This is a genomic window from Sphingobacterium bovistauri (assembly GCF_020295405.1).
Classification (GTDB): domain Bacteria; phylum Bacteroidota; class Bacteroidia; order Sphingobacteriales; family Sphingobacteriaceae; genus Sphingobacterium; species Sphingobacterium bovistauri.
Window position 1 is genome coordinate 15,864 of sequence record NZ_JADEYP010000036.1, and the last position, 24,069, is coordinate 39,932.

The following is a 24,069-nucleotide window of genomic DNA, read 5'->3' on the forward strand; positions in this document are numbered from 1 at the left end:
TTGGAACACAATTAAGAATATAGGAAGGCAATCAACACTGTCCTTATATAAAATTAAAGTGCTTAATAATATTAATGCTGCTTCATTTATTTTTATGCTTGTTTCTTTATCGTATGCTGCTCTTAATCTTTTTCAAGGCAGACCTTTATTAACAGGAATAAATTTTTGTATCTCTCTTAATCTCTTTATTGTATTAGTCTTAAATCACTATAGAAAATATGATCTTGCAAAGATTTTTCTACTCTTCTTTAATGCATTTCTTCTGACATTATCTGGATTTTTATACAAGAATCAATCTGAACTCTATTTATTGAGTGTTTTAATAGCAATTACACTTTTATATAGAAGCAAAATTATCCAACTAATATCCTCTATAATTTTAAGTGCAATATTTATTATTATAAAATTTGTACCAACACCATTTGAAGTAGATTTACCAGTAGACGAAAACCGAACAATATTGAATGTTTTTGGAGGTCTATTTTGTCTCATTTACATTATAATGATTCAATACAATGCACAAATTTCTACTAACAAAAAAATTCAAAAACAACATTTGCTACTTCAAAAGAACAATGAAAATATGAAAAAGATCTTAACGATAATCGCACACGATGTGCGTACGCCGTTGAGTTCCATTCAAAATTTACTTATTCTCTATAAAGAAAAAATAATATCACGAGAAATAGCAATCGATACTTTTGAATCTATCAATAAACGATTAGTAAATCTTGATGAAACCTTAATCGATTTATTAAATTGGAGTTCTACAAGTCTTAGCCGTTCAGAGGCAGTACCCAAAGACATCAAGCTATTCGAAGCTATCAATCAATTATGCATATTTCATAAATCACAATTAGAAACTAAAAATTTAACAATTCAGACCAATATTTCAAGTGATTTGACTGTTTTTGCTGACCCAGATCATTTGAATATTATTGTTCGAAACATTCTTAATAATGCTGTTAAATTTTCGTTCAAAGATGGTCTAATAATGCTATCTGCAAAAGAACAAAACGATCAAATTATCCTTACAATAAAAGATTTCGGCTTAGGTATTTCGGAGCAAAAAATTAAAAGTTTTTTTGAATCGGTTCAAACTCCGAGTTTTGGAACTGCAGGTGAAAGAGGAGCTGGATTAGGATTAGTTTTAGTAAATGATTTAATATTACAAAACAATGGGCATATTACGGTAAAAAGCAAGTTGGGAGAAGGATCCTCATTCAATATTTCACTACCAAAAAGCAAAGAGTTCCAACAAATGAAAGTTTTGATAAACGCCTAAAAATGTTTTCGCAATCCTTCTAATTAATTTCAAACACTTTAAATAAAAAAAATACTCTACTAAGTTAGTATATTTTGATTTTTTATATCGCAATTCATACGATTTGCGTATGTTTGTACTTAGTTAAGAATTAATCTAAAGAGTACATTGAGCGAAATTTTAATTCATATTCTTGTACCAGTTGTCATTTTTGGCTTCATAGCTTTATTTACGCTTTTTGCAGTATATGCGGAGCGTAAAATTGCAGGCTTTGTACAAGATAGACTAGGCCCAATGGAAACGGGTAAATACGGCTTATTACAGACTTTCGCCGACATTCTCAAACTGCTTCAAAAAGAATTAATTAACCCCAAAGCAACAGACAAAGCACTATTTATAATAGCTCCAATCATCATTTTTGTTGCGGTTTTTATAGGTTATTCTGTTGTCCCTTGGGCTCCTGATTTTATTCCTGCGAATACAAACACAGGATTATTCTTTATCATGGCTGTAGTATCGATTGATGCGCTAGGTATACTGATGGCTGGATGGGGTTCGAATAACAAATATTCACTCTTAGGATCCATTCGTGCTATAGCCCAAATGGTATCATACGAAATTCCTGTGGGACTTTCTCTCATCGCAGCAGTGATGATTACGCAGACTCTAAATTTGAATGAAATAGCTTATAATCAAGGCATATTAAGTTCGGAAAGTATTAAATTTTTGGGGATTTGGGATGTTACTGATGTCGGAGGCATATTGGCTTGGAATATATTTCAAGCTCCTCATCTGATTGTAGTATATATCATCTTTTTTGTAGCCACATTAGCCGAATGTAATCGTGCACCTTTCGATATTCCTGAGGCAGAATCAGAATTAATAGGCGGTTTTCACACCGAATATGGTGGTATTCGCTTTGCGTTTATTTTCCTATCCGAATATGCGATGATGTTTTTAGTAGCTATGCTCGGTGTAGTCATATTCTTAGGAGGATGGAATACCCCTTTACCAAATATTGGAGGACTAAAATTAGCGGATTGGACTACTGGATTAGTGTGGGGAATATTTTGGACTTTCGCCAAATCATTAATTATAGTTGGAGTACAAATGTGGATACGCTGGACTTTACCTCGATTTAGAGCAGACCAACTAATGAATTTGTGTTGGAAAGTAATGATTCCAATCGCATTCGTTTGTCTAGCGGCATCGGGATTATGGCGAATTTTAGTAATGAATTAAATTGATTTTAAAAACAACCATACACGGCTTTGCAACTGCGGTAAAAGGATTACTTTTGACCGTGAAGCACCTTTTTGGCGCTAAAAAATCTCGTGAATCGCGCGACATTCGTCAAGCTGATTATTTCGAAAAACAAGAAGGTGTAACCACAGTCCAATTTCCGCACGAGAAAATGCCAATTCCAGAAGTTGCCCGTTATCAATTGGATGTTGAAATTGACGATTGTATCGTTTGTGATTTATGTGCAAAAGCCTGTCCTGTGGATTGCATCACAATAGAAGCTATTAAGTCGCCAGAGGCAATAGGAAAAACTTCCGACGGAAGTGTAAAGCGTCTATATGCAGCACAATTCGATATTGACATGGCGAAGTGTATGTACTGTGGACTATGTACAGTCGTTTGTCCGACAGAATGTATCACCATGACCAATCAATACGATCGCAGTACAACGAAATTGACCGATTTGATTTACGATTTCGGTGAGATGACCGATGAGGAAATCATGAAACGGAAGGAAGAATGGACAAGTTTTCAAGCTGATAAGGAGGCGGCAAAAAAGAAATAATGAATCTTGAGGTATTTCTTTTTTATGCATTTGCAATGTTGGCAATTGGCTCTGCCCTACTTGTGGTAAGCTTGAAAAACACCGCGAGAGCGTTATTCTTGTTTTTCATTACGCTATTCTCGATGGCAGGTTTATTCTTGTTTGCGTTAGCCGATTTTGTAGCAATTACACAAATCATGGTCTATGTCGGTGGTGTGCTAATCTTAATGATATTTGCATTCATGTTATCCAACAAAGAATTGCTTGCTGATTTGCAAAATATTTCGGGATCATTTTTAAGTCTCCCAAGTTGGCAATCGGTCCTTTTAGCGATTGGATTTTTCGTTGTAATTCTTATTGGATTAAAAGAATGGAATAACGATATGCCAGAATGGATCTTGAGTAACATCAAATCTGGTGACATTATCTTACCAAATGATAACAATATTCAGCAGCTCGGTATAAAGTTTATGACCCAATATGTATTACCTTTTGAGGTCATATCCATTTTTTTATTGATGGCTTTGATTGGCGCAGCCCACTTATCTAGAAAGGAGGAAAATCGATGATTACATTGACACACTTCTTAGTCGTAAGTGCTTGTATATTTTGTATTGGACTCTATACTGTCATTGCAAAACGTAATGCAATCATGATTTTGATTGGCATTGAATTAATGATAAATGCAGCTATATTGAATTTTGTTGCTTTCAGCAAATACGATAAAACCAATTACGGAGGACAAGTATTTGCCTTATTCGCTATTGTATTAGCGGCAGCTTCGGTAGCCGTTGGATTGGCTATTATTTTAAACGTATACAGACATTACAAAACCATTAACCCCGATAATATTACAGACTTAAGAGATTAATGACTAATATACTCAACATATCACCAATTTTAGCGAGTATGCTTATTGTACTCTTACCTTTCTTAGCCTTTGTTATTCAGGCTGTGCTTGGTAGGAAGTCTACTTCTGGCATTTTTTCTTTGGTGGCTATTGTGATGAGTACCATTCTATCTGGATTTTTTGTCTTTTCAGAAGTATGGAATAGCATTCCTCTGCACGCCGATTATACTTGGTTTACTATTGGAGAAAAAACATTCGACATTGGAATTTTATTAAACAATCTGACCGTTTTAATGCAGTTTATTGTCTGCATTATCGCCCTCCCTGTGCATATTTATTCCAAATCCTATATGAAGGGTGATTCAGGCATTCATCGCTATTGGATGTATTTGAGCCTATTCTGCTTTGCCATGTTGGGCTTGACGATTTCTAAAAATCTACTCATGATGTACATTTTTTGGGAATTGGTTGGTTTTGCTTCTTATTTATTAATCGGCTTTTGGTTTACTAAAGACTCTGCTGTACAAGCGAATAAGAAAGCTTTTTTGATAAATAGAATTGGAGATTTAGGATTCTTAATCGGTATTTCTGTTTTATTTACTACGTTTGGCACACTCGATATAGTAGATATATTAGGCAAAGACGGATTGTTTTATCATGGCATTATAGACCGTAATTCAGGATTAATGACCGCAGCTGGCATTTGTTTCTTCTTAGGCGCAATGGCCAAATCAGCACAATTTCCATTACATTTGTGGTTGCCGGATGCGATGGAAGGGCCGACTTCCGTTTCTTCATTGATACATGCTGCAACCATGGTAGCTGCTGGTGTATTTTTATTGAGTTCTATTTTTCCCCTATTCAACGAAACAGTTTTACTTATAATCGCTATCATCGGAACCATAACCGCTATTACATCCTCTATTTTTGCGTTAGCACAATACGATATTAAGAAAGTATTAGCCTTCTCTACCATTTCACAACTAGGCTATATGATGGTCGCTGTGGGAATTGGTGCATGGGATGCAGGAATGTTTCATTTGGCAACACACGCCTTTTTCAAATGCCTTTTATTCTTAAGTGCTGGTGCAGTTATTCACGAGATGTCACATTTAAAAGCGAATAGTAACATAGATTTCGATCCACAAGATATGCGCAATATGGGCGGTCTTCGTCAATATATGCCAAAGACATTTGTGTTGATGAGCATAGCTTCATTAGCATTGGCTGGATTCCCATTGACTTCGGGATTTCTTTCCAAAGATGCAATTGTGATTTCAGCTTTTGAATGGGCATTACATCAAGGTGGATTGTATCTTGTGATCCCAATTATTTTAGTTATAGTTAGTGTTTTGACAGCATTCTATATTGGTAGATTAATTTTCAAAACATTCTTTGGAACATTACGTGTCAAAGTTGGTCATGAGGCTTATGTGCATGAAGCGCCAAAAACCATGCTGATTCCATTGGCTTTCTTAGCGGTTTGTTCTTTCTTTTTTGTATTCTCTTTGAATCCATTCTCCTATGCTAATGCATCTATAATGAATGGTTTATATGTGAACTATACTTTTCCTGAAATCTATTCTTTACATACTATAATTCCAATTACATTAACGTTGACCGCATTAATAAGTTGGTGGCTTGGTTACAATTGGTATGTAAAAGGAAAATATCCATTGAATGCCAATAGCAAATTGATTCTGCTAGCTCAAAATCAATTTGGAATGAATGAATGGATGATGAAAACTTTTGTAAATCCAACAATTCAACTAGGAAAAATTAGTTTCTGGTTTGATAAATATATTGTCGATGGTATAATTAACGGTACTTCTTACATATTGAAGCAATTAAGTAATCTGATTACGTGGATTGATAAATATATAGTGGATGGCATAGTGAATGGCATTGCCAAATTAGTTTATGAACTTGGAAATGCTTTTCGTTTTGTTCAAAATGGAAGGCTACAAAACTACATGGGCTTTGCTTTGACCGTTGTTTTAATTGGAATAATTTATTTGATATTACGATAACATGGGATTACTCTCACTACTTATATTTTTGCCTCTGATCGCAACAGCTTTAATCTTACTGTTGCCAGCTTCAATGCGCCAAAGCTACAAATACATTTCCTTGGGATTTACTGTGGTACAATTTGCGCTATCAGGCTATTTATATACCCAATTTGATAATACGGTAATAGGGATTAATCAGGCAAGTGGTTTTCAATTCGTAGAACAGCTAGCTTGGATACGTTTGGACTTGGGCAGTTTGGGGCAATTGGAAATTGATTATTTCTTAGGAGTCGACGGTGTCTCATTGCCTCTATTGGTATTAAGTGCATTTGTGATGCTGATGGCAATCGGAGCCTCGTGGAATATCACAAAAAGTACAAAGGGATATTTTGCGCTCTTAATGCTATTGAATATGGCCGTAATGGGTATTTTCTGTGCTTTGGACTTTTTCTTATTCTACATCTTCTACGAAGTAATGTTGCTTCCTTTGTATTTCCTTATCGGGATTTGGGGTGGAGCTAATCGAGAATATGCGGCGATTAAGTTCTTTATCTACACACTATTTGGCTCCGTATTCATGTTGCTAATCATCGTAGGCTTATATTTCTCGGTCATTAATCCTGAAACAGATGCACATACTTTTAATATGTTGCATATGATGAATCCAAACAATTACGTAGACGGTTCATTCTTTGCTTACATGAATAATTATTACGAAGTATTAGGAATTCCAGCCCGTATGTTAGGGTTTATTGTTTTATTTTTCGCTTTTGCGATTAAAGTTCCAATCGTTCCACTACATACTTGGTTGCCTGATGCCCACGTAGAAGCCCCTACACCTGTATCCATTATACTAGCAGGTATATTGTTAAAAATTGGTGGCTACGGTATTATTCGTGTCTGTTATAGTATTTTCCCAGATGCGGCAGCAGATGCTAATTGGTGGTTAGGATTAATCGGTGTTATCTCCATTTTATATGGTGCATTAAATGCTTTAGCCCAAAAAGACTTGAAACGTTTAATTGCCTATTCTTCTGTTTCACACATGGGGTTTGTATTATTGGGTGTAGCATCATTAACTGCTGAAGGTATTTCTGGGGCATTATTCCAAATGTTGTCGCATGGATTCTTATCCGCAGCATTATTCTTCCTAGTAGGTGTGATTTACGACCGTGTACACGATAGATATATTTACAATTTCCGTGGTTTAGCATCACATATGCCGACATATACAGGTTTTGTTGCAGTTGCTTTTTTTGCTTCTTTAGGTTTACCAGGATTCTCAGCTTTTATTGGTGAAGCGTTTGTCATTATTGGGACTTTCAATGCTGAATCAGTAGGAACTGGTATACCACGCTGGATGGCTATTGCCGGGTCCGTTGGTATATTGTTGAGTGCTGCTTATTTGTTATGGACGTTGCAACGCATGTTCTTCGGACAAACTCGTTTCAAAGGTGGTGAAGAATGGGCTTCGGCTTTGACAGACGTAAATATAAGAGAGCGTATTATTTTGTTTCCTACATTAGCATTAGCATTGTTATTGGGCATTATGCCTTCCTTGGTTTTTGACAAAATGAATGCAACGGTTCTTAATTTAGTTTCATTGGTTTCACAATACCTGTAATGCAAGATATTAACACTCAATTACCAAGTATCCTTGACCAGGTCATCCAATCGATTCCGTTTTTCAAAGCGGAATTGGCTTTGATATTTGCATTTTTAGGAAGCATAATTGCGACACTATTCTTAGACAAGCTCTGGAAACAAAGTTCCTTTATTATAACTTTAATTGGTATCGTTAGCTCTTTTGTATTAGCAACACAACAGTTTGGACAACCACAAAGTGGATTCTTCGGCATGCTGATTATTGATAATTTCTCTGTTTATTCCAGAGGAATTATATTAGCCGCTTTATTAATCTGTGTGGTATTTATTCAACAGCATTTTCAATATAAAACATTTGGAAAAAACCTTGGTGATGTTTACAGTATTTTGCTTGCTGCAGGATTAGGTATTAATCTTTTAACGAGTACGACCAACTGGTTGTTGGCTTTCATCGCCATAGAAACAGTTTCAATCAGTTCATATATTTTAGTGGGCTATTTTTCTGAAAACAAAAGGCAAACTGAAGCATCAATGAAATATGTGCTTTTCGGATCTGTTTCAGCCGCAGTAATGCTATATGGTCTTTCGTTATTATATGGTTTCACGGGGAATCTTGATTTTACGTCGTTTGAACACATCCAAGGATTGATAGAAGCACCCAAAATACTTTTATCCGTTGCCCTGTTATTTATGTTTACTGGATTGGGATTTAAATTAAGTTTTGTTCCCTTTCATGTATGGTCACCTGATGTTTACGAAGGGGCACCTACTCCTGTCACAGCCTTTTTATCAACTGTGCCGAAAATTGGAGCTATCATTTTATTAGCACGACTTTTTGAAGAATGGACATCGTCTTCCTTTTACTTCTCCGAATTAGTTTTAATACTAATTAGTGTGGCATCCATTACAACAATGCTAATTGGTAATCTTGTAGCTTTAAGACAATCAAATATTAAGCGCATGATGGCCTATTCTTCCATCGGACACACTGGTTTTTTGTTAATGGCTTTGGTTGGTAATTTAGCTTCCGAACCTCAAGTCTTACTTTTTTACATCGCGGTATATACGATAATGAATTTAGCCGTATTTGGACTTATTGATGTAATGGAACAAAAGATTGGTAGCGTACAATTAGAAAATTACCAAGGCTTGGGCAAACAATTCCCTATAACATTCAGTATTTTCACTCTATTAGGAATTTCATTGATCGGCTTACCTCCTACAGCTGGTTTTATTGGAAAACTATTTGTCTTTACCTCTATATTTGATTTATTTCAATTCAACAACAATAGATACTATCTCATTTTACTAGTTGTTGGAGCGTTGACTTCGGTAATTTCTCTGTTTTATTATTTCAAAATACCTTTGTACGCTTTCTTACGCAAAGGCGATGAGGTAAAAATATTGCCTACAAAATCTACACAAATTGTGTATATAATTTCTATCATCTTGGGGATTACGACGTTGTTGTTAGGAATTTTCCCAAATCTACTTTTGACATTATTTAAATAAGTGCATATCTGTTTTTTTAGTAACTTTGATAAGTTTTAGTCAAATGGTAAAGACATCATTAATCATCTCTGTTTATAAAAACACGGAATTTCTGAATGCCGTATTAGACAGTTTAAATCATCAAACTATAATGCCGAATGAGATTATTATTTCGGAAGATGGTAATGATGAAAACATGTACAATTTTATTAATAATTATCCTTTTTTAGCTCCTCATGTACATCTGACACAAGATGATATAGGTTGGAGAAAAAATCAAGCACTAAATAACGCTATTCGATCATCTAAATACGAATACTTAATTTTTATTGATGGTGATTGTGTTTTACACCCAAAATTCATTGAGAATCATATAAAAATGGCATCGCCTAAAGATATTTTAGCTGGCAAAAGAGTTAAGTTGGGCGTTCAATACTCTGACATTTTGATAAACTCAACTGTCAAATCTTTCAGTAATGATTATCTCAAAAATTATAAGTCGATCAAAAATGAAGGCGGCGCATTTTGTGAAGAAGGAATCATATTTCCATTAAATTTCACAACTAAAGCTATAATTAAAGCATTAGGAATTTCATCAATCAAAGGTTGTAATTTTTCTTGTTTTAAATCTTCACTCTTATCGATTAATGGCTTTGATGAAGATTATACTAAGCCAGCGATTGGTGAAGATATTGATTTGGTTTGGAGATTTAAAGGTTTGGGGTACAATATAACTTCGATAAAGCATTTTGCTATTCAATATCATTTATATCATAAAGAAAGTTGGACAGATCAGTCTGAAAATGAAAAATTAATGCAAAATAAAATGAATGCCAAAACATTTAGATGCATTAACGGTTTACAAAAATAATATTACACTTCACAATGGGAATTCTATATAAAGCATTAGTCGTCACGCCTGTAAAAAATGCTATTGAAAATACGTTAGCTACAATCAAAACTATTGCAGCTAGTGATCTTCCCATTTTACATATCGTCTATAACGATTATAGTGACGCGATAACTAAGCAAACTTTAATCGATAATCTTAAAAATTATTCATACGAACTTATCCATTTAGAAGATATCACTTCTACACCATCTCCAAACTATAAGATTGTTCTGCAAGATGCACAGAAAAAAGCGTTGAAAATGGGCCTTGATCTTATCATTGTAGAGTCAGATGTAGAGGTTAAAAATAATACCATCAAAAACTTAATTAGTTTTAAAAATAGCAATACTAAAACAGGAATGGTGGGTGCAGTAACGGTGGACTATAAGGATAAGGTAAACTTTCCTTACCTAAAGTTTAAAGACGAGAAGAAAGATATAATCAAAACGAATAGAAGTTTAAGTTTTTGTTGTACACTAATTTCAAACAACTATTTACAAGCATATGATTTTATGCAGTTAGATGAATCTAAAGATTGGTTTGACACTGTTATTTCTCATAAATCTACCGAAATAGGTTTTGAAAACTATGTATTGATGAAAGAAACAGTTTTACACAAACCCCATGGAAGCAGACCTTGGAAGCAATTAAAGTACACGAACCCTTTGAAATATTATTGGCTAAAATTCACCAAAGGAAGAGATAAAATTTAACACCATCGCATGAATTCACTAGTTACAGTTGTTATTCCATTCTATAATTCAGAAGAATACCTTGCACAGACAATAGATTGGGTTTTAGAATCTGATTATCCTTTAATTGAGATTATTTTAGTTGATGATGGTTCTAAAGATAAATCCTTAGAAATCGCTAACAGTTATCTCACAAAACATAATAACATACGTGTACTGGAGCAAAAAAATCAAGGTGTAGCAGTAGCAAGAAACTATGCTATCCAAGAAGCGTCAGGCAAATATATAATGCCTGTCGATTCAGATGATATGATTTGCTACAACTATATTTCTGAGGCTGTAAAAATTTTGGATGAAAGACCAGAAGTAAAAGTCGTTACCTCAAAAGGTGTTTTTTTTGGTGACAAAACTGGACCTCGTGACTTACCCGATTTCAATATTAACCTATTAGCACGACAAAACATACTTCACATTTCAGCATTATACCGAAAATCTGATTGGCAATTAGCAGGAGGGTATTGTCCTGAATTTAAAGGTAGAGAAGATTGGGATTTTTGGATTTCTATGTTAAAAAATGGAGGTGAAGTTTACAAACTTCCCATTGTTGGATATCAGTATCGTATTAGAGCAAATTCAAAACGAGTACGTACTAGAAACTTAAAGCCTGAAATCAATCTATTATTAAATAAAAGGCATAAAGAATTCTACAACAAAGTGTTGAATGGTCCACTCCGTATACAGCGAACGTGGTCTAAACCATACAATACGCTTCTCAAATTTTTAGGTTTTTTAAAATAGTTGTAACTCACTAATTTTTCGAAAAGCTTTGCAGCTATAAAAATTTATTGTACTAATATCTGTCGCATTTCCTTTACAATATTCGTTTTAAGAACTAAACGAATATTAAAATGATCGGTAATAAGACAATCCTATTTTCAGCTCCTATCAATTTTGGCTTTTCAGAGGCTATTAAAAAAGAATTAGAAAAGCTAAATTATACTATTATTGATCTATCCAATATTACACAACAACCTTTTCGTTATAACGGATTACTTCAAAGACTACATAATTGTTATCGTAAAGCTATTCTTCAAGATTACGAATTTAAAAAAATACTTAGAGCCAGAGCACATGAAGATTATTTAAATTCGTTAGTTAAAATTATTCCTAATTGTCAATATGGCCTATTTATACGTCCAGACCTATTTCCTAGAAGTTTTATAGAAAATATTAAGTCAAAAATTCAAACTTTTGTCGCATATCAATGGGATGGTTTGAACAGGTACCCTTCTGTGAAAGATTATATATCCCTCTTTGACAAGTTCTATATTTTTGATAATAAAGACTTATCTACCAGCACCTTGCCAACAACAAATTTCTTCATCAATTCAGAAGATGTAAATCATTACTTTGAAAAAAATGAGAAAGCGTATTTCATAGGTACCTATGAAAAAAAGCGTATGCCTAATATAATTAAGTTAAAGAATATTCTAAATAATAATGGCATTGATGACAATATCATACTATATACAAATAGTAAAACAACAAAGTCAGAAATTGTAAATAATGGTATGCATTGTATTGAAATACAGTTGAATTACAAAGAAAATCTAGCGAATACTATTAATTCAGCAATGCTTATAGACATTCACAATCCAATACATAATGGGCTTAGCTTTAGAACCTTCGAATCTTTAGGCTATAATAAAAAACTAATAACGACAAATAAGACCGTAAAAAAATACGATTTCTATAATCCGAATAATATATTTATTTGGGACGAAAAGAATACTGATGAAATAACTGATTTTCTCAACATCCCTTATGAACCCGTTGATAATGAATTAAAAGAGAAATATGATTTCAATAATTGGATAAAATATATTTTTGATCAGAAAGAGCATATTCCGATTCTATTGCCGAACTAAACGACGTTTATAAATATATTGCAGAGAGGAAGGGATTCGAACCCTCGATACAGTTACCCGTATACTAGCTTTCCAGGCTAGCTCCTTCAACCACTCGGACACCTCTCTGTGCAATGTGTTCGCAAAAATAAACATTTACAAGACATCTCAAAGAGATAATTAAATTTTATATAAATATGTTATCTTTATGTATATGTCAACAAGAACATTATATCTTATTCGCCACGGCAAAGCTGAAGATCATTCTTTCTCAAAAAGAGATTATGACCGAAATCTGGTCGATAAGGGTAAAGTAAGGTCTAGATTAATTGGACTGAAATTGAAACACCAATTAACACATAATAACACGTTGTTAATAAGCTCTAGCGCCAATCGTGCCCTACAAACTGCCGAAATATTTTGTGACCTATTAAATTATCATACCAAGGATATTCAATTAGAAAAAAGTATTTACGAAGCGTATTTCTTGGAGATTTTAAAAGCTATCAATAAAGTTCCAAATGATATTGATACTGTTTTAATATTTGGACACAATCCTGGATTATCAGATTTGACGAATTACTTGTGTGATTCTTACATCGATCTCAAAACCTCTCATATTGCTAAGATAATTTTGCCTGAAGGATTTAATTTTAGTGAAGTATCGGGCAGTACATGTCAGCTTGAAACTGTTATCACTGAATAAATTTCAGTAACTTCGTAAGGTATGGCAAACAAACTTCAACACGAAAATTCTCCATATCTCAAACAGCACGCACACAACCCCGTGCATTGGTTTCCTTGGGGACAGGAAGCATTGGAAAGAGCTAAAGAAGAAAACAAACTTATCATAATTAGCATTGGCTATTCAGCCTGTCACTGGTGTCATGTGATGGAACGTGAAAGTTTCGAAAATGAAGCTATCGCACAGACCATGAATAAATTTTATGTTTCCATCAAAATAGACAGAGAAGAAAGACCTGATATTGATCAAATCTACATGATAGCTGTTCAATTGATGACTAATGCCGGTGGCTGGCCATTAAATGTAATCTGTTTGCCTGACGGAAGACCGATCTATGGCGGAACGTATTTCAAGGCGCACGATTGGCAAAATGTATTGTTACAAATCGCACAAATGTGGGAAGATACACCTCAAACAGCGATTGATTATGCAGAACGTTTAACATCAGGAATCAACAAAGCTGAAAAACTCCCCATATCCCCTATTCCAGAAGAATATACGTTATTGGATATTAAATCTGTCGTATTACCGTGGAAAGAACAATTTGACTTACGAGATGGTGGATATAGAAGAGCGCCAAAATTCCCTCTACCAAACAATTGGCTTTTTTTCTTACGCTATGGCGTATTGGCAGATGACGTAGAAATCATTAACCATGTACATTTTACTCTAGAAAAAATTGCCAATGGTGGAATTTACGATCAAATTGGAGGAGGTTTCGCTCGATATTCTGTAGATGAAAAATGGCATGTTCCGCATTTCGAAAAAATGCTATATGACAATGGTCAATTAATATCACTATATGCAGAAGCTTATCAACAAAAGCCAAATCCACTGTATAAAAACGTTGTCTTAGAGACTATTGAATGGGCTAAACGTGAAATGTTGGCCGAAAATGGCGGATTCTATTCTGCACTAGATGCCGATAGTGAGGGAGTAGAAGGTAAATTTTACACTTTCAATTATAACGACTTTGATATCTTGGGTGAAGATGCTGATTTAGCTCGTGAATATTTTAATATTACCAAAAATGGGAATTGGTCTGAAGAGCAAATTAACATCCCTTTTGTCAATATGTCTAATCAGAATTTGATTCAGCAAGCTGGTTTTTCTATAGAAGAATGGGACTCTTATTTGAAGGAAATAAAAACGAGGCTACTCGAGTACCGTAGTCATCGAATTCGTCCAGGATTAGATCATAAACAACTGACTACTTGGAATGCACTTTTACTTAAAGGTTTGGTCGACGCGTACCGTACTTTTGAAGAAAAGGAACACCTCGATTTAGCAATTAATATTGCACATTTTATCCAACATCGCTGTACATCAACTGACAATCAGCTTTTACACCAACCTACCGATAACAATCGTCAGATTAAGGGATTTTTAGATGATTACGGATTCACTATTGAGGCTTACATTGCTTTATATGAGGCCACATTTGAGGAAAAATGGTTATTAAACGCGAAAAATTTGATGGATATAGCCATTGAAAAATTCTATGATAAAGAACTTGAAACATTCTTTTATACCGCCAATAATTCAGAAGAACTTATAGCACGCAAGAGCGAAATCATGGACAATGTGATACCAGCATCCAGTTCTGTGACAATTCGTCAGTTGTACAAATTAGGCTTATTATTTGATAATGAAAATTACACAGCAATAGCTGATCAAGTATTTGCAAACGTATTTCCACATATCAAATCCTATGGATCAGCCTATTCAAATTGGGCAATACAACTATTAGAGCATCATTATGGTGTAAACGAAATAGCATTAACAGGTAACGAGTCAACTCAGTGGAGAAAAGAGCTAGATGCCAGCAAATATATCCCAAATAAAATAACATTAGGGGGAACAAAAAGCAGCCTTCCTTTGTTACAAAATAGACAAGATATGCTATCAAAAGCATACCTTTGTCGCAACAAAACATGTAGTCTTCCACAATCGTCGATTACACAATTGATAGAATTATTAAATAATAACGGGGAGTAATCCTCATATAACAACGTAAAAATGGCAATAGAAAACAACAACGTAGTAACGTTGAATTACATTCTTCATACAATCGAAGAAAACGGCGAAAAAACATTTGTTGAACAAACGACTACAGAAAATCCTTTAACATTCTTATATGGTGTAGGTATGATGTTACCTAAATTCGAAGAAAACATCGCAGGATTAAACGAAGGTGACAAAACATCTTTCGACTTAGCTGCTGCTGATGCTTACGGCGAAAGAGATGATAAAGCTATCGCTCAATTGCCAGCTGAGATGTTTCAAGAAACAGGCTTACCTCCATTAGGCGAAGTATTACCTTTACAAGATAACCAAGGAAATCAATTCCGTGCAGTAGTAGTTGATGTAACTCCTGAGGCTGTTGTAGCTGACTTAAACCATCCTATGGCTGGTAAATCATTAAGCTTCGAAATCGAAGTATTAAATGTACGTCCTGCTACTGAAGAAGAGTTGTCTCACGGACACTCACACGGTATCGATGGTACTGAAGCTCACTAATTAAACGTGATGATAAAAGTAAAAGCGAGTTCGTTGGACTCGCTTTTACTTTTTAATATATTGTGTAGTTACTTTAACTGTCCCTATAAATTCTATTTCAAAATATGTTTTTAACGTATTACCAGAAATAGCGTATGTCATTTCGAAATTTTCTAAATCTATACCAAACATTCCCGCAACACCTGTAGCTGATTCGTCCGAATAATGAATAATAACCTTATTTCCCTTGATCGTATAGGTAAACTCATTTTCATCCCACATTTCAGTGTCTTCATTGTATGTTTTTTCCATACCCGATTTATCTGACCGGAAAACAATCGTCTGTTTTTGAAGTGGATCGGTATGTTTCGTTGACTCTTTATCAACAACTTTACCGCCTTCTTCAGCTATTATTTCTGAAGAAATAGACTCCCAAGTACCAGTAATATCACCTTGTTGTGTTGTTTCAGGAGAATTGTAATCGTTTTTAGCACAAGAAAAAAATAATGTAGCAAAAACAAAAAGAAAGTAATGAATTTTCATAAAATTTCAATATGGTTAATATAATTATTCATAAATATACAATATTAACCAAAAATATTGTTTCTAAAAAATCAATAGCTTGTTGTGGACTCTTTATTACAATTTTATAGCGCGCAACATCTCACGCTTACCTGGAGCACCTGGTGCCTTCTCGATAGTAAATCCAAGCGCTTTCATACTTCGTTTGAGATTTCCAGTAATTGCATAAGTAACAAAGACACCTCCAGGTTTCAAAAATTTAGCAACATGAGCTAATGTCTCGTCAGACCACATCTCAGGCTGATGTACAGCCGCAAAAGCATCAAAATAAATAACATCAAAAAGTCTGGATGTCTCAAACGCTAAAAGCTTAGTATGGGCAACTTTCAAACTTATTAAACTATTCAACACAACATCATTTTCTAATGCTGCAGCATAATTAGTTATATATGAATCCCAAATATCGCCGCAGACAAATTCATTATAACCGATACCTTCAATTATAGATTTCTCTAATGGATAAGCTTCAATACCGCAATAATTCAACTTTACATTTTCAGCAAGACAATAATCAGCCGTCATTATAAAATTTAATCCAGTTCCAAAGCCAATTTCTAAAACTGACACTTCTTTAACCTTTTCCTTCTCTAAATAAAACTGCAAGCCCGTTTTTAAAAAGACATGCTTGCTTTCTTGCAAAGCACCATGTTTAGAGTGGTAGTTCTCGCCAATCTGCGCATTATAAATTGTTTTTGAACCATCACCTGTCGTCACAAAATCCATAATCATATTTTATTGTGTCAAATCTAAAACAAAAAAACTATTTTCGCTTTACATAAATCACCACATGAAAACTATTCTAAAGAGTTACAGCAGCATTATACTTCTTCTGATAGGAATAATTATAGGAAGTTTAATAGGTTTATTTCTTCCTGATTTGGTTGCCTATATCAAACCTATTGGTGATATCTTTTTGAATTTACTTTTTGTAGCAGTTATACCCCTTTTATTTTTTGCGATATCGTCTGCCATTGCTAATATTGAAAGTAATGGTAAACTTGGCAGAATATTAGGGATAATGACTACTGTATTTATCGTCACCATAGCTATAGCCGCTATTCTAACCATTTTAGGTTTGTGGGCTTTTCCTGTCACAGCGATTAAAGATACCAGTACATTCACTGAAGCTATTAATTCTAATCCAGAAGACACATGGGGTGATAAAATCGTACGTTTTGTGAGTGTAGGAGAATTTGTAAATCTACTATCTCGACAAAATATTCTTGCCTTTGTCATCTTTTCGTTCCTAATAGGGGTTTCTGTTCGCAAGAGTGGTGATTTAGGAAAGCCTTTCCTTAATTTTTTGCTTGCAGGAAATGAGGTCATGAAAAATCTTTTAGCGTTAGTGATGTACTTAGGACCAATCGGTTTAGGAGCCTACTTCGCTTACCAAGTACAGTCATTAGGACCTGAATTATTTGGATTCTATGCCAAGCCACTTGCTTTCTATTACATATTTGGCATTATATTCTTTTTGATCGTTTTTTCCTTTTATGCTTTTATTGCCGATGGAAATGGTGGGGTAAAAAAGTATTGGAAACATAATATTACACCATCGCTAACCGCCTTGAGCACATGCAGCAGTTTAGCGACATTACCAGCCAATTTACTTGCTGCAAAAAAAATTGGAATACCCGATTCTATTGCAAACGTCGTAATTCCATTAGGAAATACACTCTACAAAAATGGTTCAGCAATTTCATCTATACTGAAGATATATGTGGCATTTGCCATTTTGGATTGGAATTTTTTCGAACCCACGACAATGGTAACCGCAGTCGGAATTACCCTATTAGTAAGCATGGTCGCTGGAGGTATTCCAAATGGAGGATTTATAGGCGAAATGCTTATGATTTCTATTTATGGTATACCAAATGAAGCGGTTCCTGCCATTATGATTATCGGAGTCTTAGTTGATCCCTTAGCAACCGTACTCAATGCAACAGGAGATACTGTAGCCGCCATGTTAGTAACCAAATTTTCAGGAGAAAAATTTCAAGTGACATCAACAAAAGATGTAGACACAATTGAATTGTAATAATGTGGTTAAAATCTGTATTCATTTATCCTCACCCAAATCAAACTAAAATACAACTAATAGTTTTTCAGACACTTATAATCAACAAAACATTATTAAGAACAATTCTAAATAAACAGCTATTCTTGGTAAATTCATTCTTTCAAATCCCTTTTCGTAATTTTGTGATTGGTTAAGTGAAATTTAGTATGAAAAAAAGTTCAATCATCCTGATTGTTATCATAGCTGTGGCTATAGCTATGATTTTGGTTATCTATACAGATTCAAGTACGTATTCTACTTTTTCTGAGGCAAAAGAAAAGAAAACTGAATTATACGTAGTCGGCGTATTGAATAAAGAAAAAGCCTTGTTTTATGATCCTGTAAAAGATGCCAATCATTTTGCTTTTTACATGTATGACAATGACAGTACAGAATGTCAAGTGGTATTTAATGGCTCAAAACCTCAAGACATTGAGCGATCAGAACAAATTGTTTTGACGGGAAAAATGGAAGGAAATACATTTTATGCGTCAAAGATTTTGATGAAATGCCCTTCAAAATACAATAAAGACGAAATGGAAGTAAAAGAAGCGATAAGCACAAGCGCATCTTTATAATCATATTTTTTAGCATAATTATTCAATGGATATCAATTACGTAGGTGAAAACCTTCTGCCGGGTAAGATTGGTCAATTCTTTGTGATTTTATCATTTGGAGCGGCTTTATTCTCTTTAATAAGTTATTTTTTTGCTACCCAAAACCCCGATGAGAAATCATGGAAGAAAATGGGTCGAATCGGTTTTGTATTAAACGCAATATCTGTACTTACAATAGGCTCTCTATTGTTCTACATGATATACAACCATATGTTCGAATATTACTATGTATGGTCGCATTCGGACACTTCATTGCCTACACATTATATTATCTCATCTTTTTGGGAAGGTCAAGAAGGAAGTTTTTGGCTGTGGATGTTTTGGCAGATGGTATTGGGAAGTGTACTACTATTCCGTGCTAAATCTTGGGAATCTCCTGTCATGACTTTCGTAATGCTATGTCAGACATTTTTGGCGAGTATGCTAATCGGAGTTGAGATATTTGGCAACCGTCTTGGTTCATCACCATTTATCTTATTGCGTGATGCTATGGATGCTCCAATATTTAAAGATCCAAACTATCTATCCATGATTGACGGTAAAGGGCTAAACGCTTTACTTCAAAATTACTGGATGGTGATTCACCCGCCTACATTGTTTTTAGGCTTTGCTTCGATGATTATTCCCTTTGCATATGCTGCGGCTGGTCTATGGACACGTAGATTCAAAGAATGGACATCAGCGGGCTTACCTTGGGCTTTATTCGCGGTGATGATTTTAGGAGCGGGTATCATCATGGGCTCATTTTGGGCTTATGAAGCATTAAATTTTGGTGGCTTCTGGGCCTGGGATCCTGTGGAAAATGTTTCTATCATTCCATGGTTTACATTGATTGCTGCAGTTCATGTTATATTAGCATTCCGTCATTCAGGACATGGTTACTTCACAGCTACTTTATTATCCTTAATAAGTTTTGTATTAGTTATTTACGCATCATACCTAACACGTTCAGGTGTATTGGGAGAAACTTCGGTACACTCTTTCACAACTTTAGGTATGAATGGGCAATTGATAGCTTTCAATCTTACCTTTTTAGCCATAATGATTGGGTTGTTAATCTGGAGAAGAAAAGAACTACCTAAAACTCAGAAAGAAGAAGAAATCTACTCTAGAGAGTTTTGGTTATTTATCGGCGCCCTAGTATTGACCGTTGCTTGCGTCCAAATGATTGCGACGACTTCAATTCCTGTTTTCAATGCCTTATTCGGCACGAAAGTAGCCCCTCCTATTGATCCAATCGCACACTATAACAAATGGCAAGGAGCATTCGCTGTAGTAATTTTACTATTGACAGCAATCGCTCAATTCTTAAAATATAAACGCACAGATGCTAATAAATTCTGGGCTTCGATTATAGCTTCTCTAATAGTCTCAATCGTCCTTGCTGCGGGAGCAGTATATTTAACAAAGACATACACTAATGTGATGTATGTACTTATTATGTTCACAGGAACGTTCTGTATTATTGCTAACATTCGTATTCTTGGCGATGCCATCAAAGGCAAATGGAAGTTGACAGGTTCTGCTGTATCGCATATCGGTTTTGGACTTTTAGTTATTGGTGCATTGGTCGCAGCGGCGACTAATGAAGTTATTTCTGTAAACCAGAGTGGTTACATTGGTGTAAAGAATTTTGGTAAAGACGGAGATAAATTCACTGACCCTGGAGAAAACTTATTCTTAACAGAAGGAGAACCTGTACAAATGGGTGAGTACCGTATTACCTATACAGGCGACAGTGTAGCTGCTCCAAATGTTTATTACCATATTAAATATGATAGAATAGACGAAGAAACTGGAAATGTAAAAGAATCATTTACATTAAGTCCATTTGCTCAAAACAACCCAGAAATGGGTGGGTTGATAGGTACACCTGATACTAAACATTATATTTCTCACGATATCTATACATTAATTACAGCAGCTGCTGCAGATTCGCACGCTCCACTGAATAAGATTCAAGATGATAAAAAAACAGGTTTTGAAGATTATGACGAGCCTGCAACTTATGAAGTGAATATTGGTGACACCCTACGTTATAGAAATGGTATTTTCGTAATTGAAGGCGTTAATAAAGAAGCTAAATTAGAGAATATTCCATTAAAAGCTGGTGATATCATTGTAGGATTAAAGATTAAAGTTATTGCTTCAGATCAAAAAGAGTTCAACGCAGAACCTATTTTCTTATTGAAAGATGGCAATGCTTTCGATTTTAATAAGGATGTTTCTGAGCAAGGTTTAAAATTCAGATTTACTAATATTGTCCCAGACAAAGACAAGTTAGAAATAATGGTTTATCAAAAACCTTTACCAGAGAAAAAATGGATTGTATTTAAAGCAATAAAATTCCCATACATTAATTTCTTTTGGGCAGGAACTATTATAATGACTATCGGATTTATTATGGCGATAGTTAGAAGAGTTAAAGAAAGTAAATCAAAAGGACAACTAGATACAGAGTAATATGAATGCGGTAATAATTGGTAGTGGTAATATTGCAACACACTTAGCAAAGACATTATACACTGCTGGTCACACCATTAGTCAAGTCTATTCTCGCACATTAGCCAATGCACAAGCATTGGCTAATGTGGTTAATAGCGACTGCATCAATGATCTATCTAAAATTCTTTTAGATGCAGATTTATACATTTTATCCGTTTCAGACAGCGCAATTCCTGAAATTACAAACAATCTCAATAAAAACATTAAAGGTATTATCGTTCATACTTCGGGTGCTACCGATATGAATATCTTAGATGAATTTGAAAATTATGGTGTTGTATATCCCCCTCAGAGTATTAACAAAGATATAGATACAGATCTCAATTTGATTCCTTTTGCTATAGAAGCAAATACTTTCAAAAATGAGGAAATGCTATTGCAGCTGATTAAAACTATTGCCTCAAAATCTTTCTATTGTAACTCCAATCAAAGGCTAGCATTACATCTTTCTGCTGTCATAGCCAACAATTTTAGCAATGCACTCTTTCAAATTTCAAAAGACATTTTAGATAATGCAAATCTTGACTTTGAGCTCTTAAAACCTATCATTTTAGAAACGGCTATTAAGGTTCAAAATCATTTACCTGAGACGACACAAACAGGTCCTGCCCGTAGAGCAGATTATAATATCATTGATAAGCATTTACAATTCTTAAGTCAATTCCCTGAGGAAAGTAAAATATATCAAATTTTAACAGACTTTATTATTAAAAGATACCACAAATAAGATTTTATTTACGAAATAAATAAAAGTGCTAACTACCCTCTGAATGCTGAAATTACTTGCTAATTTTGCTAAAACATTTTCAACTAAATATTAGTATATATAGTAACTTCAGATTAAATCATGGCAGTTAGAAAACTAATTCTTATCTCTATTATTGTAATAAACCTAATCATCATTTCATTTGGTCTAATTTTCACACCAAGATGGTTTTGGTTATTAATAATTCCTGTACCGTTATTAATTGTAGCGATCTACCACAGCGTACAGACTCATCATGCTATTTTAAGAAACTACCCTCTAATTGGTGCGTTTCGATATTTCTTTGAATCATTTCGTCCAGAATTAAGACAATACTTTTGGGAATCAGATACCGACGGTCGTCCATTCAACAGAAGACAACGTTCACTAGTATACCAACGCGCTAAAAATCAACGCGAAACAGTAGCTTTCGGTATGCAATCAGATCCTCAAGCTGTCGGCAATGAATGGGTAGCACACTCTATATTCCCAACACATATTGACAACCATGACCTACGTACTTCTGTAGGTAACAGCGCCTGTAAACAACCGTACAGCTTAAGTATTTTCAATATTTCAGCAATGAGTTATGGCGCATTGAGCAAAACAGCCATTACAGCGCTAAATAAAGGCGCAGCATTGCAAAAGTTTGCGCATAATACAGGTGAGGGAGGTATTAGTGAATATCATATCAATGGAGGTGATTTGATATGGCAGGTAGGTACAGGCTACTTTGGATGTCGAGATGAAAACGGTTATTTTAATGCGGAACTATTTGCAGAGAAATCAAATAGACCATATGTAAAAATGATTGAATTGAAAATGTCTCAAGGAGCAAAACCTGGTCATGGAGGTATACTACCTGCAGCAAAAAACACTCCAGAAGTAGCTGCTATTCGTCACGTAGTACCAGGCACAGACGTCATGTCCCCTCCTGCTCATAGTGCATTTACTAATACTGAAGAAATGATGTATTTTATTCAGAAATTACGCGAATTGTCTGGATATAAACCCGTTGGATTCAAAATATGTATTGGTGACAAGCAAGAGTTTCTTGACATTTGCAACGCAATGCAAAATACTCAAATATTCCCAGACTTCATCTCTATTGATGGTTCAGAAGGTGGAACAGGAGCTGCGCCTCTTGAATTCACTGACAACATAGGAATGCCACTATATGATGCATTGACTTTTGTTACGACAACACTTATTAAATATGGTCTAAAAAAACACATCAAGGTTATAGCTTCAAGTCGTATTGTGACAGGTTTTGATCTGATGAAGGCATTAGCTTTAGGTGCTGACGCATGTTATAGTGCTCGTGGTATGATGTTCGCTTTAGGATGTATCCAAGCATTGAAATGTAACGAGGATGTCTGCCCAGTAGGCGTAGCAACACAAAAGCCGCATCTTTATAAAGGTTTGGATGTAGCAGATAAACATGTGCGTGTTGCACAATTTCATAGAAATACTTTACGTGCAACGGTAGAAATTATGGAAGCATGTGGTTTTAAAACCGTTGACGATATTCGCGCAGATAAATTCTTCCGAAAAGTTGATGGAATTAACACCATAAGTTTTCACGAAATCTACTTCAAAAACACCGGTATGTTCAATAAAAAAGAAAGCTCATTTCAAAAGGAAGAATTTTTAGAAGATTAAAAAAAGAGGTCGACATGGACTGCGCCCCAAAAGTTAGACGAATTTATGCAATCTTTTTGAAATAATGAGCTCGGTATTCTATCGGGCTCATTCCTTTTAAATTTGATTTAATTCTAACCTTATTATAGTAATTGATATAACTTATTATTTCCTTT

The 24,069-nt window shown here is 34.6% G+C and carries 23 protein-coding genes and 1 tRNA gene; 20 read left to right on the top strand and 4 right to left on the bottom strand.

Going from position 1 to position 24,069, the window contains the following annotated elements:
• Positions 1-58 precede the first annotated feature (58 nt).
• The 12 genes from IPZ78_RS17330 (at position 59) to IPZ78_RS15375 (ending at position 12,520) form a co-directional block, all read left to right on the top strand.
• Positions 59-1,285: a sensor histidine kinase gene (locus IPZ78_RS17330; protein WP_225554867.1), complete on the top strand. Its 1,227-nt coding sequence runs from the start codon at positions 59-61 to the stop codon at positions 1,283-1,285.
• A gap of 147 nt (positions 1,286-1,432) precedes the next feature.
• Entirely contained in the window at positions 1,433-2,506 is a 1,074-nt protein-coding gene (gene nuoH, locus IPZ78_RS15325; protein ID WP_225554868.1) for an NADH-quinone oxidoreductase subunit NuoH, read from the top strand.
• A 4-nt stretch (positions 2,507-2,510) separates the two neighbouring features.
• Positions 2,511-3,071 (top strand): NuoI/complex I 23 kDa subunit family protein, encoded by a 561-nt coding sequence (locus IPZ78_RS15330; protein ID WP_225554887.1) that lies wholly within the window; start codon positions 2,511-2,513, stop codon positions 3,069-3,071.
• A complete protein-coding gene (locus IPZ78_RS15335) occupies positions 3,071-3,619 on the top strand; it encodes an NADH-quinone oxidoreductase subunit J family protein (protein WP_225554869.1) in 549 nt (182 codons plus the stop codon). Before IPZ78_RS15330 ends, IPZ78_RS15335 begins: the two co-directional genes overlap by 1 nt.
• A complete protein-coding gene (gene nuoK, locus IPZ78_RS15340) occupies positions 3,616-3,921 on the top strand; it encodes an NADH-quinone oxidoreductase subunit NuoK (protein WP_225554870.1) in 306 nt (101 codons plus the stop codon). The genes IPZ78_RS15335 and nuoK overlap by 4 nt, the downstream gene beginning before the upstream one ends.
• Entirely contained in the window at positions 3,921-5,930 is a 2,010-nt protein-coding gene (nuoL, locus tag IPZ78_RS15345; RefSeq protein WP_225554871.1) for an NADH-quinone oxidoreductase subunit L, read from the top strand. Before nuoK ends, nuoL begins: the two co-directional genes overlap by 1 nt.
• A 1-nt stretch (position 5,931) precedes the next feature.
• Positions 5,932-7,536, top strand: a complete 1,605-nt coding sequence (locus IPZ78_RS15350; RefSeq protein ID WP_225554872.1) for a complex I subunit 4 family protein — start codon at positions 5,932-5,934, stop codon at positions 7,534-7,536.
• On the top strand, positions 7,536-9,029 hold the full coding sequence (locus tag IPZ78_RS15355; RefSeq protein WP_225554873.1) for an NADH-quinone oxidoreductase subunit N: 1,494 nt from the start codon (positions 7,536-7,538) through the stop codon (positions 9,027-9,029). The genes IPZ78_RS15350 and IPZ78_RS15355 overlap by 1 nt, the downstream gene beginning before the upstream one ends.
• Before the next feature lie 43 nt (positions 9,030-9,072).
• A complete protein-coding gene (locus IPZ78_RS15360) occupies positions 9,073-9,879 on the top strand; it encodes a glycosyltransferase (RefSeq protein WP_225554874.1) in 807 nt (268 codons plus the stop codon).
• Positions 9,880-9,893: 14 nt separating this feature from the next.
• Complete coding sequence (locus tag IPZ78_RS15365; RefSeq protein ID WP_225554875.1) at positions 9,894-10,613, top strand: glycosyltransferase family protein; 720 nt, start codon at positions 9,894-9,896, stop codon at positions 10,611-10,613.
• A gap of 9 nt (positions 10,614-10,622) precedes the next feature.
• A complete protein-coding gene (locus IPZ78_RS15370) occupies positions 10,623-11,390 on the top strand; it encodes a glycosyltransferase family 2 protein (protein WP_225554876.1) in 768 nt (255 codons plus the stop codon).
• Positions 11,391-11,500: 110 nt separating this feature from the next.
• On the top strand, positions 11,501-12,520 hold the full coding sequence (locus tag IPZ78_RS15375; protein ID WP_225554877.1) for a hypothetical protein: 1,020 nt from the start codon (positions 11,501-11,503) through the stop codon (positions 12,518-12,520).
• Between the two features lie 21 nt (positions 12,521-12,541).
• Here IPZ78_RS15375 and IPZ78_RS15380 read toward each other — a convergent pair.
• Positions 12,542-12,628, bottom strand: a tRNA-Ser gene (locus tag IPZ78_RS15380).
• An 85-nt stretch (positions 12,629-12,713) separates the two neighbouring features.
• Between IPZ78_RS15380 and IPZ78_RS15385 the strand changes: the two genes are divergently transcribed.
• Genes IPZ78_RS15385 through IPZ78_RS15395 form a run of 3 tightly spaced genes read left to right on the top strand, consistent with a single transcriptional unit; the run spans position 12,714 to position 15,764 of the window.
• Positions 12,714-13,205 (top strand): SixA phosphatase family protein, encoded by a 492-nt coding sequence (locus IPZ78_RS15385; protein ID WP_225554878.1) that lies wholly within the window; start codon positions 12,714-12,716, stop codon positions 13,203-13,205.
• A gap of 21 nt (positions 13,206-13,226) precedes the next feature.
• Complete coding sequence (locus IPZ78_RS15390) at positions 13,227-15,242, top strand: thioredoxin domain-containing protein (protein WP_225554879.1); 2,016 nt, start codon at positions 13,227-13,229, stop codon at positions 15,240-15,242.
• Positions 15,243-15,263: 21 nt separating this feature from the next.
• Entirely contained in the window at positions 15,264-15,764 is a 501-nt protein-coding gene (locus IPZ78_RS15395) for an FKBP-type peptidyl-prolyl cis-trans isomerase (RefSeq protein WP_225554880.1), read from the top strand.
• 45 nt (positions 15,765-15,809) lie between these two features.
• Here IPZ78_RS15395 and IPZ78_RS15400 read toward each other — a convergent pair whose 3' ends face one another.
• Together IPZ78_RS15400 and mnmD are read right to left on the bottom strand one after the other, a co-directional pair.
• Complete coding sequence (locus tag IPZ78_RS15400; protein ID WP_225554881.1) at positions 15,810-16,286, bottom strand: lipocalin family protein; 477 nt, start codon at positions 16,284-16,286, stop codon at positions 15,810-15,812.
• A 96-nt stretch (positions 16,287-16,382) separates the two neighbouring features.
• Positions 16,383-17,054, bottom strand: coding sequence for a tRNA (5-methylaminomethyl-2-thiouridine)(34)-methyltransferase MnmD (gene mnmD, locus IPZ78_RS15405; protein ID WP_317197584.1), 672 nt, complete (start codon positions 17,052-17,054; stop codon positions 16,383-16,385).
• A 58-nt stretch (positions 17,055-17,112) separates the two neighbouring features.
• Between mnmD and IPZ78_RS15410 the strand changes: the two genes are divergently transcribed.
• From IPZ78_RS15410 to IPZ78_RS15430, 5 genes are all read left to right on the top strand, one after another.
• Positions 17,113-18,363 (top strand): dicarboxylate/amino acid:cation symporter, encoded by a 1,251-nt coding sequence (locus IPZ78_RS15410; protein ID WP_225554882.1) that lies wholly within the window; start codon positions 17,113-17,115, stop codon positions 18,361-18,363.
• Between the two features lie 188 nt (positions 18,364-18,551).
• Positions 18,552-18,962: a cytochrome c maturation protein CcmE domain-containing protein gene (locus IPZ78_RS15415; RefSeq protein ID WP_225554883.1), complete on the top strand. Its 411-nt coding sequence runs from the start codon at positions 18,552-18,554 to the stop codon at positions 18,960-18,962.
• 25 nt (positions 18,963-18,987) lie between these two features.
• Positions 18,988-21,465 carry a heme lyase CcmF/NrfE family subunit gene (locus tag IPZ78_RS15420; protein ID WP_225554884.1) on the top strand — a complete coding sequence of 826 codons (2,478 nt, stop codon included), beginning with the start codon at positions 18,988-18,990 and terminating at the stop codon, positions 21,463-21,465.
• A 1-nt stretch (position 21,466) separates the two neighbouring features.
• Positions 21,467-22,234 (top strand): Rossmann-like and DUF2520 domain-containing protein, encoded by a 768-nt coding sequence (locus IPZ78_RS15425; RefSeq protein WP_225554885.1) that lies wholly within the window; start codon positions 21,467-21,469, stop codon positions 22,232-22,234.
• A gap of 120 nt (positions 22,235-22,354) precedes the next feature.
• Positions 22,355-23,914, top strand: a complete 1,560-nt coding sequence (locus IPZ78_RS15430; protein WP_225554886.1) for an FMN-binding glutamate synthase family protein — start codon at positions 22,355-22,357, stop codon at positions 23,912-23,914.
• Between the two features lie 43 nt (positions 23,915-23,957).
• On the opposite strand, the gene IPZ78_RS17390 is transcribed toward IPZ78_RS15430, so the two are convergent.
• Positions 23,958-24,062: an IS3 family transposase gene (locus IPZ78_RS17390; protein WP_225554781.1), complete on the bottom strand. Its 105-nt coding sequence runs from the start codon at positions 24,060-24,062 to the stop codon at positions 23,958-23,960.
• Positions 24,063-24,069 lie beyond the last annotated feature (7 nt).